Origin of the sequence: Spirochaeta cellobiosiphila DSM 17781 (assembly GCF_000426705.1) — a bacterium.
In the GTDB taxonomy this organism is placed as follows: Bacteria; Spirochaetota; Spirochaetia; order DSM-17781; family DSM-17781; genus Spirochaeta_E; species Spirochaeta_E cellobiosiphila.
On record NZ_KE384559.1, the window covers coordinates 104054 to 121487 of the forward strand.

Annotated in this window: 14 protein-coding genes; 6 read left to right on the forward strand and 8 right to left on the reverse strand. The window is 38.5% G+C overall.

The genetic code is table 11. The features are described 5' to 3' along the window. Positions 1-8: 8 nt before the first annotated feature. The 5 genes from K345_RS0118495 to K345_RS0118515 all read right to left on the reverse strand — a co-directional run bounded on the left by K345_RS0118495 (position 9) and on the right by K345_RS0118515 (position 4737). Positions 9-1304, reverse strand: coding sequence for a V-type ATP synthase subunit B (locus K345_RS0118495; protein ID WP_028975428.1), 1296 nt, complete (start codon positions 1302-1304; stop codon positions 9-11). A gap of 3 nt (positions 1305-1307) precedes the next feature. Next, positions 1308-3086 carry a V-type ATP synthase subunit A gene (locus tag K345_RS0118500; protein ID WP_028975429.1) on the reverse strand — a complete coding sequence of 593 codons (1779 nt, stop codon included), beginning with the start codon at positions 3084-3086 and terminating at the stop codon, positions 1308-1310. A gap of 12 nt (positions 3087-3098) precedes the next feature. Next, positions 3099-3635 carry a DUF2764 family protein gene (locus tag K345_RS0118505; RefSeq protein WP_028975430.1) on the reverse strand — a complete coding sequence of 179 codons (537 nt, stop codon included), beginning with the start codon at positions 3633-3635 and terminating at the stop codon, positions 3099-3101. Positions 3636-3638: 3 nt separating this feature from the next. Then, positions 3639-4256, reverse strand: a complete 618-nt coding sequence (locus tag K345_RS0118510; RefSeq protein WP_028975431.1) for a hypothetical protein — start codon at positions 4254-4256, stop codon at positions 3639-3641. 127 nt (positions 4257-4383) lie between these two features. Continuing rightward, positions 4384-4737: a hypothetical protein gene (locus tag K345_RS0118515; RefSeq protein WP_028975432.1), complete on the reverse strand. Its 354-nt coding sequence runs from the start codon at positions 4735-4737 to the stop codon at positions 4384-4386. Positions 4738-4983: 246 nt separating this feature from the next. Between K345_RS0118515 and K345_RS21860 the strand changes: the two genes are divergently transcribed. The 3 genes from K345_RS21860 to K345_RS0118530 are packed head-to-tail and all read left to right on the forward strand — an operon-like array spanning position 4984 to position 9146. Next, entirely contained in the window at positions 4984-7719 is a 2736-nt protein-coding gene (locus tag K345_RS21860) for a ribonucleoside-diphosphate reductase subunit alpha (RefSeq protein WP_037573236.1), read from the forward strand. Positions 7720-7732: 13 nt separating this feature from the next. Beyond that, complete coding sequence (locus tag K345_RS0118525; protein WP_028975433.1) at positions 7733-8728, forward strand: ribonucleotide-diphosphate reductase subunit beta; 996 nt, start codon at positions 7733-7735, stop codon at positions 8726-8728. A 46-nt stretch (positions 8729-8774) separates the two neighbouring features. Then, positions 8775-9146 carry a VOC family protein gene (locus tag K345_RS0118530; RefSeq protein ID WP_028975434.1) on the forward strand — a complete coding sequence of 124 codons (372 nt, stop codon included), beginning with the start codon at positions 8775-8777 and terminating at the stop codon, positions 9144-9146. Here K345_RS0118530 and K345_RS0118535 read toward each other — a convergent pair. Continuing rightward, positions 9143-10264 carry a 5-methyltetrahydropteroyltriglutamate--homocysteine S-methyltransferase gene (locus K345_RS0118535; protein WP_028975435.1) on the reverse strand — a complete coding sequence of 374 codons (1122 nt, stop codon included), beginning with the start codon at positions 10262-10264 and terminating at the stop codon, positions 9143-9145. The genes K345_RS0118530 and K345_RS0118535 overlap by 4 nt on opposite strands. Positions 10265-10409: 145 nt before the next feature. Between K345_RS0118535 and K345_RS0118540 the strand changes: the two genes are divergently transcribed. Together K345_RS0118540 and K345_RS0118545 are read left to right on the forward strand one after the other, a co-directional pair. Next, positions 10410-11306: a LysR family transcriptional regulator gene (locus tag K345_RS0118540; RefSeq protein ID WP_028975436.1), complete on the forward strand. Its 897-nt coding sequence runs from the start codon at positions 10410-10412 to the stop codon at positions 11304-11306. A 3-nt stretch (positions 11307-11309) separates the two neighbouring features. Continuing rightward, positions 11310-12008, forward strand: a complete 699-nt coding sequence (locus K345_RS0118545; protein WP_028975437.1) for a T9SS type B sorting domain-containing protein — start codon at positions 11310-11312, stop codon at positions 12006-12008. Here K345_RS0118545 and K345_RS22660 read toward each other — a convergent pair. Further along, positions 11993-14155, reverse strand: a complete 2163-nt coding sequence (locus tag K345_RS22660) for a histidine kinase dimerization/phosphoacceptor domain -containing protein (protein ID WP_211227927.1) — start codon at positions 14153-14155, stop codon at positions 11993-11995. The two genes, K345_RS0118545 and K345_RS22660, sit on opposite strands and share 16 nt — an antisense overlap. 233 nt (positions 14156-14388) lie before the next feature. Here K345_RS22660 and K345_RS0118555 point away from each other — a divergent pair, with 233 nt between their 5' ends. Further along, positions 14389-16923, forward strand: coding sequence for a methyl-accepting chemotaxis protein (locus tag K345_RS0118555; RefSeq protein ID WP_156888472.1), 2535 nt, complete (start codon positions 14389-14391; stop codon positions 16921-16923). Here K345_RS0118555 and K345_RS0118560 read toward each other — a convergent pair. Continuing rightward, the gene (locus K345_RS0118560; RefSeq protein ID WP_028975440.1) at positions 16907-17422 is read right to left on the reverse strand and encodes a DinB family protein; all 516 of its coding nucleotides are present in this window, start codon (positions 17420-17422) and stop codon (positions 16907-16909) included. The two genes, K345_RS0118555 and K345_RS0118560, sit on opposite strands and share 17 nt — an antisense overlap. Positions 17423-17434 lie beyond the last annotated feature (12 nt).

The window sequence follows — 17434 nt, forward strand, 5'->3', positions numbered from 1 at the left end:
GGACCTTCCTAGTTTTTTGGCCAAAATTTCTCAATTAAACTGGTCTTCATACCTGTTTCTTCAGGAGAGAAACAAGCAGCCATGATTTCCCAGCCCCTATCAAGAGCAGCTTCTAATGGAATATTCACAGATAAATCCATCATAGTTTTTTCAAATAAATCCCCATATTTCAGGAGTTTATCATCCCAGGATGTCATCCTAAAACCCATTGATTTCTTTTCAAGTGACTCATTATAAGCTGCGTATAACTTGATCATACCATCCATTAAGGCTCGATGATCTTCTCTTGTATCATCATTAACCATTTGTTTAAGACGACTTAAGGAACCAAAAGGTTCAATTCTTCCACCACGAAGGTAGTACTGACCTTCTGTTATATATCCAGTGTTATCTGGTACGGGATGAGTTACATCACCACCAGGCATAGTAGTAACAGCTAATACAGTGATGGAACCACTTCCTTCAAAGTCGACAGCCTTTTCATATCTCGAAGCCAACTGGGAATACAAATCTCCCGGATATCCTCTATTAGAAGGAACTTGTTCCATAGTGATAGCGATTTCTTTCATTGCATCTGCGAAGTTTGTCATATCAGTCAACAGTACTAATACCTTTTTACCTTGAAGAGCAAACTGTTCAGCAACGGCCAAAGATATATCTGGAACCAACAAAGCTTCTACCATAGGGTCACTAGCTGTGTGGGTAAAGAAAATCGTTCTATTCATGGCACCACCTTCTTCCAAGGTATTCTTGAAGAAGAGGTAATCATCATATTTAAGTCCAATACCACCAAGAACAATCAAATCAACTTCAGCTTGCATGGCAATACGAGCTAACAATTGATTATAGGGTTCACCTGAGGCACTGAAGATAGGAAGTTTTTGAGATTCTACTAATGAATTGAATACATCAATCATAGGAATCCCGGTTCTTATCATATTTCGAGGAATAATTCTTTTAGCAGGGTTAACAGAAGGTCCTCCAATATCAATAAGGTTTTCCTCAAGCTCAGGGCCATTGTCTCTTGGTTTACCAGAACCATCAAAGATTCTACCTAACAGATTATCTGAGAAAGAAACCTTCATGGAATGACCTAGAAATCTAACTTCATCCCCTGTAGAAACACCTCTACCCCCTGCATATACCTGAAGATTTACTTTGTCACCATCAAGACGAATAACTTCAGCAAGACTTGAACCTTGAGAAGACTTAACCACGGCCAAATCTTTGTAACGAACACCTTCAGCTTTTACAGAGATAACGTTACCTGCTATGGATTCGATTTTGGTATATACTTTACGCATCTATCACTGTCCTCCAACTATACTTGCTGAAATGTCTTCAGCTTCTTTGGATAGTCCTTTACTCTTATCTTTAACCATTGATCGGATTTCACGTTCTAATGACTCAAACTCACCACTCTTCCATTCAACCCCGTTCCAGTCAATAAACTTCTGTCTCAACTGATTGAAAAAGGTACGAATAGTGTCTTTATCTGTTAGGTCAAAGTCTGAACCAAGAATTTGATACATCAAATCAAAAACAAAGGTTTGTCTTTCCGGGCTAACCGAATTGTCTACTGGATCAAAAGAATTCTGTTGAAGATAAACAGCATCCAAGAATTCACTCTTCATAAAAATAAGATAATCATCCAGACTTGTTCCTTCTTCACCAACAACCTTCATCATTTGCCCTATCTCTGTTCCTCGGATAAGAACTTTTCTAGCAAAATCCGCTCTTGGCTGATCGATAACACCTTTATATTTACTCCAGGACTCTAGAGGGTGAATAGCAGGATATTTACGGGCATCCGATCGTTCTCTTGTCAAACCATGGAAAGCACCGACTACTTTTAATGTGGCCTGAGTTACAGGCTCTTCAAAGTTACCACCAGCAGGAGATACAGTACCTCCTATAGTAATAGAACCTTGATTTCCATCTCTAAGTCGAACAACACCAGCTCTTTCATAGAAACCAGCGATAGTTGATTCCAGATAAGCAGGAAAAGCTTCTTCTCCCGGAATTTCTTCCAAACGACCAGACATTTCTCTCATAGCCTGAGCCCATCTTGAAGTAGAATCTGCTAAAAGAAGAACATTAAGTCCCATCTGACGATAATATTCCGCCAGAGTAACTCCTGTATATACAGAAGCTTCCCGGCTAGCTACCGGCATAGATGAGGTATTACAAATGATAATGGTTCGTTCCATCAACGTTCGCCCTGTCTTAGGGTCTAACAACTCAGGAAATTCTTTCAAAGTCTCAACAACTTCACCAGCACGTTCTCCACAAGCTGTCAGGATTACAACATCTACGTCAGCGTTACGGCTCGTTACTTGCTGAAGAACCGTCTTACCAGCTCCGAATGGACCGGGAATACAATAAGTCCCGCCCTTAGCTACTGGTAAAAAGGTATCGATCAACCTCATTTGTGTTACCATTGGTTCTGTTGGTTGAAGTCTCTCTTCGTAGGCAGTAATTGCTTTTTTTACTGGCCAGAAGAAGCTCATCGTTAAAGGGTATTTATTGCCCTTGGAATCTTCAAGTACGGCTATTTCTTGGTCAACATTATATGAACCTGGTTCTGTAATGCTAACTACTTTATAATTCTCTGTCATATAATAGGGAACTTGAACTTTATGTTCAAAAGAAAACTCAGGAACAGTTCCTAATGTTGCTGAACCTGTAACTTCACTTCCTACTTGAACTACAGGAGTCCAATCCCATTTCTTATTTCTTGGTAATGGCTGAAGATATATACCTCTTTCTAAAAAGAACCCACATTCTGCAGCAAGTTCAGGAAGAGGGTTCTGAAGACCATCATAGACCTGTGTTAACAGTCCTGGCCCCAACTCAACAGCCAACATTTCTTCGGTAAATTCGACGATATCACCAATACCAATACCATTGGTTATCTCGAATACCTGCATATCTGCTCTATCACCTCGAATACGGATGACCTCAGCTTTTAATCTTTTGTCACCAACGATAACATAGGCAACTTCGTTCATGGCTATTTGCCCTGAAAAACTCACAGTTACCATGTTACCATTGACACCTACTACGATTCCCGTCGCTCTTGCCATTATCTACTCCAATTAAATCTCAATATCCATATTGTTACGAATCTCGTTATAGGTACCTTCAAAGTTCATACGTCCCATTTTAGGTTCGAACAATGTCTTGCGATTCAGAATTTGAAGCTTCAAATAGTATATTTGAAGATATTCCAAATCAAAATAATGTCCTGTTTCAAGATTCTCCAAAAACTCCCATCGAAGCTCGTTTAGGTAACTCTCAGCTTCCAAAGGATTACCCTTACTAACTGCTTCCCTAGCTTTATCCTCCAAATTGGCAGTTGGTTGATAAGAACCATTGAATTCCCATTGTCTCTTTTGAGCTCTTTGAACGGCTAAATACAGACGCAAGGATCTCTCAAAACTAATCCATTCTCTTAGAATGTGATTAGCTTTTGATGATTCCTTAGGAATAAGTCTGCAGGCATCAACCAATGCAAATTCCTTTGGAGTTAATTTTTCCTGAAGATATTGTAAATAATCAACATCAGATAAGGTAGGTTGGGATTGATAAGTTAATGAAGGTAAAGAAGCGACCGTGAAATAATACATCCCCACGGTTTACTCCTTATCCTTTACGGACTCTCTTATAATCTGGGATAATTTTGGATTAAGATATTCACTAATCGTCTCTGCTAACCCTTCACTGGTGAAATTGTAGAAAGCACTACCGTCTTTTTCACCAATTTGGAAGCCATTATTAACGGATGAACCGATCTTAATTTCAACTCCCTTTTTTAATTCAGCAGACAACTCTGCGGTTAAGGACGATTCCAGTTTTTTAAGTTGCTCTTCACTTAAAAGAACATCTAACTCCGCTACTTCGCCATTCTTCCAGTTTTTAACGACTGTAACAATCGCGTCTTTTAAAGTATCCCCTGTCATTGCTGAATCGACCTGGGATTTAACAACAGAATCAAACAGGGCAGTTACTTTCTTTTCCATAGTTAACAGTAGATCTCTTCCTGCCTGTTTTAAGGAAGCATTTGAAGCAGCTTCCCTTTTTGCAATATCTACTTTAGCCTGTTCTCTTTCAGCAGCAGCTTTGGATTTTGCCTCGCTGATGATAGCCGCGGCTTTTTTTTCCGCGTCTTTAAGGATTTGCTCTGACTGACTTTCGGCGCTCTTCACACCTTCCGTTTTAATCTTGTCAATTAATTCTTTGAGTGTACTATCCATAGCCTTCCTCTATATGAATTTCTTACGATTTATTAATCACACGCTTTAATCGAACTTAATATTATTGGATCAAATATAATTAAGCAAGTAAAAAACAATCTTGTTTATTATTGTTGCTTTTTGTCCATTATAACTTAATATAATCTCGTACTTTTTCTATTTTTCTTGTTAAAAGGACATGGATAGCTTGAGGAAAAGCGGATGAGTTTAAATGATTGTGAAACAATTCTTGAAGATCATCAATAAAAGGATCTATCTCTTCATATTGAGCAAAATCAAAATTATTCAGATCTTTCATTGCCTCCTTAACTAGTCTCACTTCTCTCATGAGCAAAGCTGTATTCTCCTTATAGACAAAATTTGTGATTTCTTTTTCTTTGAGCTTATCCGCAAGGGCAGTACTCAGGGTATGTATATCTTGCTCTAAATCACGCAACTCAATTTTAAGAATGTCTACAAACTTCCGAATTTGTTTCTCCATACAGCATACACTCCTTTATTTAAATTGTAATATCTATTGAACTCACTGCAAGATTAAAAAAAATATTCCTATTCCCTGTGAAGCCAGTCCACAACTAGTGTTGCCAAAGTTTAATTACCCATACATAAAACACTACAATTAGTGTCAACACATTATAACAACACCATATACAGTAGAAAACCTCTTGATTTTTACTAATAGGAACATTAACATGATTTTTATACTAATATTTGATGAGGTGGTAAAGTGCAAGTAATAAAACGTGATGGTTCTCATGTGGATTTCAATAAAGACCGTATTCATTCAGCTATAAGTAAGGCTTTTGAAGCTCAAAATCTAAATATACTGGATACTGTGTTAGATGCCCTTGTTGACTCCATAGTGGAGAAACTGGAATCGGTGCAAAACAGTACCCTAACCATAGAATCTATTCAGGATTGTGTTGAACTAAGTTTGGCTGAAGCAGGCTACTTCCAAGTAGCCAGAGCCTACATTCTTTACAGAGAAGAACATCGTAAACACAGGGAAGATCGACTAGAACAGATGAGAAAACAGGCATTACAAGGGAACCTTGAGGTAACAAAGTCATCAGGAGACCGTGTGCCTTTTTCCACGGACAAAATCGTTTCTACACTAGAGAGGGTTACAACAGGTTATAGCCGGGACATAGATATCCCTTTAGTATTCCAGGACATCATAAGAAATATCTATCCGGGGATTACAACAAAGCTATTAGAGAAGGCAGCTATCCAGTCACTTTCTAATTATATAGAGCGAGACCCTTCCTATGAGAGAGCAGCCGCTAGATTGTTCCTGCAAAAGATATATAAGGAAATTACACAGACAAGTGACAGGAATCACCAAGGGCAACACGAGCTTCGTAACTCCTTTATTAATAACATAAAGGAAGCGGTAGAACTTAATCATTTTGACAAAAGACTATTGGGTTTTGATCTTGAGTTATTATCCACACATCTCGATTATCAGAGAGACCAATTATTGCAATTCCGCTCTCTTGAAACCCTGACAGAACGTTATTTCTATCAACGGGATAAAGAACTCAAAGAAACACCTCAATCATTTTGGATGAGAGTGGCAATGGGCTTAGCTATTGAAGAACAGAATAAAAACGAAAGGGCAATAGAGTTCTACCATGTCCTCAGTCAACTCTACTTTATTCCCTCAACCCCTACCCTCTTTCACTCGGGAACAGATTTACCACAGTTATCTTCCTGTTATCTAAGCACCGTACCAGATGACTTACAAATGATTTTCAAAGTATTAGGAGACAATGCCCAACTAGCCAAATGGTCTGGAGGAATTGGGAATGACTGGACCCCTGTTAGAGCCACAGGAGCTATGATCAAAAGTACCAGAGTCGAATCCCAAGGGGTCATCCCTTTCTTAAAAATAGCCAACGATACAACCTTTGCTATTAACAGAAGCGGTAAACGTCGAGGAGCCGCTTGCGCCTATCTGGAAACATGGCATCTGGATATTGAAGACTTTCTAGACTTAAGACGTAATACGGGAGATGAACGTAGACGTACTCATGATATGAATACAGCAAACTGGATTCCTGATCTATTTATGGAAAGAGTAAAAAATAAAGGAACATGGACACTTTTTTCTCCTTCTGAAGTACCAGATCTTCATGATCTATATGGACGCGCTTTTAAAGATAGATATGAATATTACGAAGGATTAGCCAAAGAAGGGAAAATAGCTCAATACAGAGAAATAGAAGCAGAAAAGCTATGGCGAAAAATGCTAACGAGATTGTTTGAAACAGGACATCCCTGGATAACCTTCAAAGATCCATCCAATATACGTTCCCCACAGGATCATGTAGGTGTTGTACATAACTCAAACCTTTGTACTGAAATCACTTTAAATAATAGTGCTGATGAGACCGCTGTTTGTAACTTAGGATCCATTAATATGAGAAATATGGTCACACGCCATGGCATCATCATGACCAGATTACAAGCAACGATCCGTACAGCCATGCGAATGCTTGATAATGTGATAGATCTTAACTTCTATCCTACTGAAGAAGCCAAAAACTCCAATATGAGACATAGACCTGTTGGCTTAGGAATGATGGGATTACAGGATGCTCTCTTTATCCAAAGAATACCTTTTGATAGTAAGGAAGCTCTGGAATTCACCGACCGATTCACAGAAGCCTTTTCCTATTATGCGCTGGAGGGCTCTTCTGATTTGGCCAAGGAAAGAGGAAGCTACTCTTCTTTTAAAGGTTCAAAATGGGACCGTGGTTTACTACCCATTGATACATTGGATCTTCTTGAGGCTCAAAGAGGTCTAACAGTAGACGTAGATCGTAGTCAAACTTTCGAATGGAATGAACTTAGAGATAAGATCAAAGAACAGGGAATGCGAAACTCCAATACAATGGCTTTAGCACCTACGGCGACTATCTCCAATATCGCAGGATCCTTCCCGACTATTGAACCCATCTACAAAAATATCTATGTAAAATCCAATATGAGTGGAGAATTTACCATTCTTAATACTTATATGGTTGAAGATTTAAAGAATCAAGGCTTATGGTCCAAAGACATGTTGGACAAGATCAAATACTTCGATGGAAATCTTGATGGGATACCTGAGATTCCTGCTGAATATAAACAACTCTATAAAGAAGCCTTTGAAATATCACCAATACAAATGATTGAAATGGCCGCTAGAAGAGCCAAATGGATAGATCAAAGTCAAAGTCATAATGTTTTTATGAAGGGAGCTAGTGGTAAAATGCTGGACCAAATCTATATGACAGCCTGGGAAAAAGGTCTTAAAAGCACTTATTATCTACGAACGCTAGCGGCTTCCCAAATTGAAAAATCGACGCTAGATGCCAAAACCTACGGATTCACACAGAAAAGAGAATATACACAACCTGCTTCTGTTGTAGGAAATATATGTTCACTAACAGACCCTGAGTGTGAATCATGTCAATAACAAGGATAATGAGATGAGTATAATTAACAATAGCAAAACAGATCCTAATAAGATCTTACCTATTACCTATAGTTGGGCCAGACAGCATTATAAAGACGGAATAGCCAATACATGGGCTCCAGAAGAAATTCCTATGCAAGATGATATTGAGCAATGGAAGAATCCCCATACCCTCACAGAGGAAGAGCGTCGTTTGATATTATGGAATTTGGGATTCTTCTCAACGGCAGAATCCTTGACCGCAAACAACATCGTTCTGGCAGTCTATCAGCATGTAACAAACCCGGAATGTCGCCAATACCTCTTACGACAGGCTTTTGAAGAAGCTATACACACGGATACTTTTATCTACTGTTGCGATTCCCTGGGCTTAGATCCTGACGAAATCTATAAGATGTATCAAACCGTTCCTTCTATAAAAGAAAAAGATGATTATGTCGTGAATTTGACCCAGTCTGTCTTCAATCCAAACTTTTCTACAGAAGGTTCTGATAATATTCAAAAATTCGTCCATGATCTCATTGGTTACTATGTGATAATGGAAGGAATTTTCTTCTACGCAGGGTTTGCTATGATGCTGGCCATGAAACGTCAAAAGAAGATGGTCGGTATTGGGGAACAATTCGAATATATTATGCGCGATGAAAGTCTTCACCTCGCCTTTGGTTGTGATTTAATCAACACCATTGTTAGCGAAAATCCAGAAATATGGACACCAGAGTTTCAAGAAGAAATTATCGCCTTGATAAAAGAGGCCGTAGAACTGGAAAAAATCTATGCGAATGATGCCTGCCCGGGAGGGATTCTTGGTATAAATGCTACTGAGTTCAGTAAATATGTAGAACACATAGCTGATAGGCGTCTAGAACGAATCAATCTACCAGTACAATATCATAGGGAAAATCCTTTCCCCTGGATGAGTCAATCTACAGATTTGTCTAAGGAAAAGAATTTCTTTGAGACTAGAGTTACTGAATACCAGCAAGGATCCAGCCTTTCTTGGGATTAAAGTTGTTATGATTATCTGTTATACTCGGCAAAAAGGAGTATAACAGATGAATTATTCCCTAATCACTACTTATGTTAAGGATATGGACACATCACTTGAATTTTATACAAAGATCTTAGGATTGCCTATTATACGGCAAATCCAGGCAGGACCTAATAAAATCACATTCCTGGAACATAATGGTTCCCAATTAGAGTTGATAGAAAACAAAACACAAAAAGCCCCCCATCATGGTAGTGATGTATCAATTGGCTATAACGTCAGTTCCCTGGAAGAAACCATGGACTTTCTGAAAGGCCATGGTATTGCAGATATCGAAGGGCCTATTCAACCAGATCCATCTACTAAATTCATTTATATCAGAGATCCAGATGGACTGAAGATTCAGCTTCTTGAACGAAAAGACAGAAGTAATTAATTTACTTCTGCCCAAACTTCTTCAGCCACTTCCTTCACAAAGGAAATCTTATTCCACTGCTGTTCCTCAGAGAGAACATTCCCCTCTTCTGTGGAGGCAAAGCCACATTGTGTACTAAGACTTAATCTATCTAAGGGAATGATTTTAGCCGCCTCTTTTATTCTGGCAATAACTTCTTCTTTCTTTTCTAATTCACCAATTTTTGAAGACACTAACCCAAGAACAACATGCTTATTATCTGTAAGCTCTTTTAAAGGAGTGAAATCTCCCGCTCTATCCGTATCGAACTCTAAGTAGTAGGCGTCAACCTTCTCTTTACCTAAGAGTTGAGGAGCAATAGGATCATACCCTCCAGAACCAGCCCAGGTTGAACGGAAGTTACCTCGGCATACATGTGTTGTTAGTTGCAAATCATCAGGTCGTTTTTCAATGGCCTTATTATTAATGGAAGAGAAAGTATCCGCCATCTGATCCAGATCAACACCATGGGTAGATACATTATCCCGGAACTTCTTATCACTAAGCATTCCCCATGTACAATCATCCAGCTGTAAATGCCTGCATCCCAAGTCATATATGGCTTGAATGAACCCTTGATAAGCCAGAGCTATATCCTGAGCCAACTCTTCCTCACTATCATAGTATTTTTCGATAAAAGGCTGATTTTCAGGACGCTGTAACTCAGATAACAATTGACTAGGAGCGGGAATAGTTTGACGAGGAATGAGCTCCTCTCCTACCGCCTCTTTTAAAAATGTAAAATGTTTAAGAAAAGGATGGGTCCCATCAAATTCGACCTTTCCTTCTAATTGAGCCGTTTCCTTCCGCGTTTCAACACCTTGGAATGGGTATCCTGTTTGTAAATCTGTCTTTCTTATCCCCTTGAAGCCCCACATAAAATCAAGATGCCACCAGGACCTTCTAAATTCCCCATCAGTGACAGCTTTTAACCCCAGAGATTTCTGCTTTGCAATAAGCTTCAAGATTTCCTGATCCTCAACTTTCTGTAATTCTTCCTCAGATATCTGTCCTTGCAAGAATTGGTCCCGTGCCTGTTTAAGAACCTGAGGGCGAAGGTAACTACCTACGATATCGTATCTAAAAGGATTATATGACATGGGTTGACTCCTTAATAACTAATGTAAAACAAGCATAACAAAGGACATTGATAAATAAAAATGATATTATCTCATGGATCTATGAATATATTTCATGGTTAAAAGAAATAAAAGGGAACACACAAGGTGTTTCATAGGGATAGTTATGATAGAAATAATTCATCTACAAATCATTCAGACCGTCTACAATCAAGGAACTCTCACCAAAGCATCAGAGACATTAAACCTTACCCAACCAGCGCTAAGCCATGCGATCAAGAAGCTCGAAGGACAGTTAGGACTTCCTTTATGGACAAAAGAGGGACGTAATCTACGTCTAAGCCAAGGGGGATTACTTCTCAAAGAACTAGCTGATCAGATTTTGCCTCAAGTCACTCATAGTGAAGAACTCCTTAAGCAAATATCCCAAGGCAAGAGAGGCGTCCTTAGGATTGGTATGGAATGTCACCCTTGTTACAAATGGTTAGTTAAAGTGGTAGATCCTTACTTGCAAGTCTGGCCTGATGTAGATTTGGACGTTCGCCAAGAGTTTCAATTTGATGGACTCCGGGCCCTCAAGGATAACGATATTGATCTACTAGTAACCCCGGATCCTGTTCTATCGGATGAACTTGAATCCTATTCCATCTTTGACTATGAATTACTGTTAGCTCTCTCAATCAATCATCCTTTAGCTTCCAAAGCTTATATTGAACCAGAAGATTTGCAAAAGGAAATACTAATTACCTACCCGGTGGGAAAAGAAAAGCTGGATGTCTATACCCAATTTCTGCTCCCCGCCTATCGTAACCCCAAGCAGTTCAAAACAATTGAAACCACAGACATTATGCTTCAGATGGTTAATGCAGGAAGAGGATTAACGACTTTACCTGATTGGCTCATCGAAGAATATAAAGATACTTTATCCATCAAAGGATTACCACTTGGTTCTATGGGGATCCATAAAAGTCTTTTTATCATCAAAAAGAAATCAACACCTAACAAAGACTACATAAGATCATTCATAGAGATAGCCCGGAATCATAGAATGCAAAAGGAGTAAAAAATGAAGCCACTATTGTTTACGTTATTATGCTGGGTAGGACTCGTAGGTTCTAGCCCCTTATGGGCGGATGTCCATAATTATGAACTTGATATCAAAGCAGGTCCGGAATGGATACATGATTTTGCTTTTTACCGTAAGAATCCTCCCCAAATCGTCATTTGGTTAGAAGATACAGAAGGTCACTATGTCAAAACCCTCTATGCCACAGACAAAATAGCCTCCCAAAGTTGGCTCTTTAGTGGAGGGAATCGTAGAGTAGAAGCTTTGCCCACATGGATGTTTAAAAGAAACAAGGCTGATGAAAAAGGAATCTTGCTTCCTTCCAAGAAAGAACCCTTACCAGATGCGGTTACAGGAGCCACACCGAAGAGCGACTTGGCAGTAGACTTTTCCATTCCCGAAGACTTAAAAAGCTTCACAATATTCGTAGAAGTGAATCATTCCACAGACTGGAATCATTATTGGCCCAAAGACGCCCACGAAGGGGATAAAAACTACAGTGGTGGTCATCTAGGGTCGGGACAACCTTCCCTTGTTTATTCCACAACTGTTGATACCAATTCTCATACAGATACAAAACTCAAGATCATTGGCCATGGCAGTCCTGATGGAACAAGTGGGTCCATTGATTCAGATATAACAACCTTAACCACAGCCTTACATATCGTATCAGAGATCGTTCTTCACAACCGATCTTGAGGTATCCACTCTCCAAAATCAATAAACCAGGTTACTCCTTGACCTGGATCATTCTCCCACTTAATTCTCCCTTTTAGCTGACCTTCTACAAGGTTTATAATAGTTTGAAAACCCATATGCTCTGAGGAGGAAGGGTCAAAACCAACAGGAAGCCCCATACCATTGTCCCTATAAGTAAGGTGAATAATATTATTTTCTCCTATTGTCTGATTAATGTGTATTTCCTTAGGCTTATCATCAGGGTGATTATAAAAACCATGTTGAATAGAGTTAGTGATAAGTTCAGAAAAAATCATCCCCAAAGGCAATGCTACATCAATGGATATTTCTATAGATTCCAAAGATTCCACTAAGCTAATATCATCATCTATAGAATGGTCTACCAATTGAAGAATATATGTTTTGAAATCAATCTTGGATAAGTTCTGACTTTCATATAGCATTTGATGTACAAGTGCCATGGATTGGATTTTATTTTCAACATCATATAACACATTATTCAAGGATTCATCCTTTATGCCCGTCATCTTCATGCTTAATAGCGATATGATCAATTGCATATTGTTTTTAGTACGATGGTACAATTCTTTTATTAACGTATTCCTTTCTTCCAGATCGTCTTTAATTTTATCTTCAATGGCTTTACGTTTTGTAATATCCAGATGAGTGCCTATTAAACGGGAAGGTTTACCTGTTGAATCAAATATCATTTGAGCTCTTGATAAAACATCAATCCAATGGCCCTCTTTGTGACGCATCTTCACTTCCAGGACAAAGCGTTCTCTAGCGCCTTCTTTGAGTTGATCGGCATAGTAAAGAAACTTTTGATAATCCTCCTCTTGCATTAATTGCTTTAAAGCCTCTAGATTATTAGGTATATCCTTATAACCATAACCTAACATACTCTTCCAACCTGGTGACAGATAGATCTCATCATTACTAAAGTTCCAATCATATAATCCTTCTTGAGACGCTTTCATAGCAAGTTTAAAACGATTCTCACTCTCTATAAGAGCGCTGGCTATCTTGGAACGTTCATTCTCTAGATCAATATTGAATAGAGCGTAGGAGATATCACCTGCTACTTCTTCGAAGAGTGATAACTCACGTTCATCTATTTCATAGTCAAGATTGACATGGATATTAAGGACACCAAAGAATTGGGTGCCATATTCCAGACGTATCCCCATAACATTGTAGCTTCGGGAATCTTTATAGAAACGACAACCATTACAGTCACAGGTAGCGACAGGTATAATGTGAGCCCCCTGTTTATTGGTAATAACCTTACGACAACCCATAGAATTATCATGAATCGAAAACTGATCAATAGTTACCGTTTCTTGCCCGCGTATACTAGAGAAGCATTTGACCTGTCCTTCTTCTTTTTTTTCCAAATAAATACGGGCTAATTGATATTGATCAATATGGGATAGGCTAACACAGGCTTTACGAAGAAGTTTGTCCTTATCCCTTTCCTGTACAATTAACTGATTTATATTACGAATAGCATCTAATACTCTATTCAGGTGATTTATCTGATCAATATAAGATTGGCGAGATACTAATACGGCATTAATATCTGTCTGTAGCCTTGTGATTTCATCATGATGATGATCCACAGGAGTCCTGACCATAAAATTTCCTTGTTCTACTTCTTTAAGGGAATCATCGATGATAGTAAGTCTATGGGCAAGTAAAAATTCCATAATGATCAGAATCATAATAAAACTAACAATTAGAAAGATTGGCATTCCCAGGAATATCGTATGAAGGATGCTGAGCTTCTGCTTATGCAGTAATGTTTTTGGAAGATCCACAAAAACATAATATTTTTGCTCATCATCTGAATAGAATTGCGCACCTAAACGAAAGGATTCACCCTGATCATCATACAAATTACGTTTGAAATTTAAAGGTAATGATATATCAGAAAACAAGGGAATATCATTAATTCTTAGGCCCTTATCCATAGAGGGATAAGATTCACTAATAAAACCATCCTTATCGGTGATATAAATATGACTATTAGACTGACCTAAAAGAGGCATCCAAAAGTCTTCCTGTGGCAAAGTATTATGAGAAATAACACCTGATTGAAGCAGAGTATAAGGAATAAGAATGCGATTTTCCCAGTTTTGGTTCATTTGTCCAAAGATCAGGAACACAAATATATATCCAGCTAGTGTTATGACACAAGTTTCTATTATCAAGATTATAAAACTTAAATTAAAAGCTAACTTTGGAAACTGTTTCTTCATTAACCTTCTCAAAAGAGATCTTACTAATCAGTCTCGTTTATACCAGGTTCAATTTCAAACCAATTTATCCTAAAGAAAAAAGGTTGCAAGTAGAAGAAAAATTAACCAGACTATTTATTATGGTGTTTCATTTCAAGATCAAGGACAAATTAATTCTCATGTCCCTTCTACTGGTATTGATTCCCATATTATTACTGGGCTTAACGACATATCAAATCCTAACAAAGGAAACAAAATCACAAAATGAAGACAGGCTCAAACAACAAACCCAGCAAATCCTGCAAAATGTCAAAAATATATACGACCTGGCCCTTCAAAAAGTTAATACGGACCTGGAGATAGCCAAATACCTTTTAAACAACTATGGCCAAATCCAGGTGGATGATAGTGGTAAACTATCAGTCGTTGATATAAAAGCGGATCAATTGGTTCGACAAAAGGTTAAGTCAGATATCATCATAGCCAACAAATTATTCTATGATCTAGGTACACCCGAATTAAACACAAATCAAACATTGACAAGACAGGTTAAGGACCAGATTACCCTTGAAACGACCACCCTCAGATTTAACCCTCTTAGGATAGGAGATAAAAATATCCCCTATGATTATGGCTTAGTGGATCAAATCAAGAATACAACAGGAATAGAAACAGCAACTATTTTCCAAAAGATCCCCCAAGGTTATCTGCGGGTATCGACCAATGTTATTAACAAACAAGGTGAGCGAGCCATTAATACCTATATTCCAAACTCATCTGAAGTGGCAAAGCAATTATCTCAGGGAACGACCTACTATGGGAGAGCCTATGTTGTGGACAGTTGGTATTTGACAGCTTATGAACCTATCAAAAATAGACAGGGTATCATCATAGGCGCACTCTATGTAGGAGCCCATGAACAAAAATACATACCTGAATCTGATCATGATTTAGTGGATAGAATATCGAAGCTGACAGGATCAACAGCTACAGTGTTTCAATTAAAACCCTTTCAAGGAAGGAAACCTGATGATTCCCTATCCCAAAAATGGAACAACAAAGATGCTTTTTACCGGATATCTACTAATATACTTTTAGACAGTGGACAACGAGCCACAGGGACCATTCTATCTCAAGCCATTTATGATCAAATGAAGCAAGGGAATACTTATTTAGGTAGAGCTAATATCTTAGGACATTGGTATATGACGGCCTATTACCCTCTCAAGGATAATAATGGACATTTAGTAGGAGCCTTGTACGTTGGTGTACCGGAATCCCAATATCAGGATTCCCTCATTAAAAACTTAAGAGAATTGACCATAGGGAAAACAGGACGCATCTATATACTCGATGAAAAAGGAGAATCCCTTTTAGGTGATTATAAAGGAGAGCGATATACCTCGCATGAATCGACACCCATTATAGCCTATCAAGATAGACTTATATACAGCCAAAGCTATTTTGCCCCCTGGGAATGGCAATTAGGGGCCATTGTTAATATGTCTGACTTTGAGGAAGGACTAAGAAGAATTAATTTTGCTATGATGATCATCATCTTACTTACGATCATTATAGGAACGATCATAGCCTTTAAGTTCGCCCAATCCCTGGCCATCCCTCTACAAAAGGTGAGTAAGAATGCAGATATTCTGGCTAATGGTGATTTCAATATTAACCCCATGAATTACAAGAAAAGAGATGAAATCGGATTATTAGAAGACTCCTTTAATAAAATGGTTATCTCACTAAAGGAAAAAGCGGATATTATCAATTCATTTGCCAAGGGAGATTTTTCTCCTCTTATAAGCAAAAGCAGTGAAGAGGATCAATTAGGAGAATCACTTTTGCTTATGTCTGATAACTTGAATAACCTCCTCTATCAAATCGATATCATCATTCGCGAAGTCCAGATTGGAGCTAATCACATATCAACAGCCAGTCAGGATCTGTCTAGAGGAGTCATTACTCAGGCAGATTCTGTAGAAAAAATTCTTGATAACTTAAAAGCCATTGACCAGCAGTCAACTGAAAACTCCCAAGGAGCCCAATCCGCCCATAGAATCGCCCAAATGAGTAAGAAAAACGCAGAAGACAGTGCCAATCAGATTGAAGAACTAATCCTATCTGTTCATAACATCAAAGATAGCTTTGACGGGATAAAGAAAATCGTAGGAATCATCTCCAGTCTATCCTTTCAGATTAACTTATTGGCCCTTAATGCTAATGTGGAAGCGGCCAGAGCAGGCCAACATGGTAGGGGCTTTTCTGTTGTCGCTGATGAAGTGCGAACACTGGCCAATAAAAGTGAAGCCTCTGTTAAGGATACTTCTGGGATAATTGAACAAGCAAGTATTCACATGGAAGATGCGCTGGAAGCTGTTACCAAAACATCCTCCCTGCAATCTACCATTCTGAAAGGAGCTCAAGAGTTATCTGAAGTTGTTGCTCAAATCAAGAAAAGCAGTTCCTCCCAAGCAGAAGGAGTAAATCGGATTACAGAGGATCTTAATCATATATCGAATATAACAACAGAGAACGCAGCGGCCTCAGAAGAAAGTTCGGCCGCTACAGAACAATTGACTGGTCAAATTCTGGAACTTCAGAATATGATGAAACAATTCAAACTAAGAGCAAAGGATTCCCAACCAAGGCTTCCTATAAATAACTCATAATGCTATTGAAGTCATTATCAATGTCCAAGCCTTCCAGGTAGACAGAAATCATCCCCCTATGGTGAGTTTGATGATTGAACATATGAAGAGCTAAGTCTCCAAAGTTATGGGAATGTTCTCCCCCTCGGGAATCTAAATAGGTTAAATCAGAATCGATGTCCTCTTGGGTGATCTCTTCCACGAACTCTTGCAGAAGCTGATCTGTTATATCTCGCTTAGTTAAGTACTCAGAGATAGTTGGCGTATATAATTCTTTGAAGGAGAGAGGACTGGTAGAACCTAAAGATTTAACATATTCAAAGGTTCGAAGCTGACTAAATCGATACAGCCACACATTATCTGCAACATAGATGTGATTACACATAGATTTAAGGGAAGAAAAGAAGGCCTTAAAACGTTGATTCCACTGATCATCTGTTAATGATTTAATTAACTGATTCATTTCTAAATTAGCAGCTCGATTATATTGGGCTAATAATATGAGAGTTTGTTTATCCATGGTTCTTATTGT

Bases quoted from the DNA above. Each gene is read 5' to 3' on its own strand.
- K345_RS0118535 (WP_028975435.1), bottom strand. From the start codon at position 10,264: ATGTCATATAATCCTTTTAGATACGATATCGTAGGTAGTTACCTTCGC.
- K345_RS0118560 (WP_028975440.1), bottom strand. From the start codon at position 17,422: ATGGATAAACAAACTCTCATATTATTAGCCCAATATAATCGAGCTGCT.
- K345_RS0118510 (WP_028975431.1), bottom strand. From the start codon at position 4,256: ATGGATAGTACACTCAAAGAATTAATTGACAAGATTAAAACGGAAGGT.
- K345_RS0118545 (WP_028975437.1), top strand. From the start codon at position 11,310: ATGAAGCCACTATTGTTTACGTTATTATGCTGGGTAGGACTCGTAGGT.
- K345_RS0118530 (WP_028975434.1), top strand. From the start codon at position 8,775: ATGAATTATTCCCTAATCACTACTTATGTTAAGGATATGGACACATCA.
- K345_RS0118500 (WP_028975429.1), bottom strand. From the start codon at position 3,086: ATGGCAAGAGCGACGGGAATCGTAGTAGGTGTCAATGGTAACATGGTA.
- K345_RS0118515 (WP_028975432.1), bottom strand. From the start codon at position 4,737: ATGGAGAAACAAATTCGGAAGTTTGTAGACATTCTTAAAATTGAGTTG.
- K345_RS0118525 (WP_028975433.1), top strand. From the start codon at position 7,733: ATGAGTATAATTAACAATAGCAAAACAGATCCTAATAAGATCTTACCT.
- K345_RS0118495 (WP_028975428.1), bottom strand. From the start codon at position 1,304: ATGCGTAAAGTATATACCAAAATCGAATCCATAGCAGGTAACGTTATC.
- K345_RS22660 (WP_211227927.1), bottom strand. From the start codon at position 14,155: ATGAACCAAAACTGGGAAAATCGCATTCTTATTCCTTATACTCTGCTT.
- K345_RS0118540 (WP_028975436.1), top strand. From the start codon at position 10,410: ATGATAGAAATAATTCATCTACAAATCATTCAGACCGTCTACAATCAA.
- K345_RS0118555 (WP_156888472.1), top strand. From the start codon at position 14,389: ATGGTGTTTCATTTCAAGATCAAGGACAAATTAATTCTCATGTCCCTT.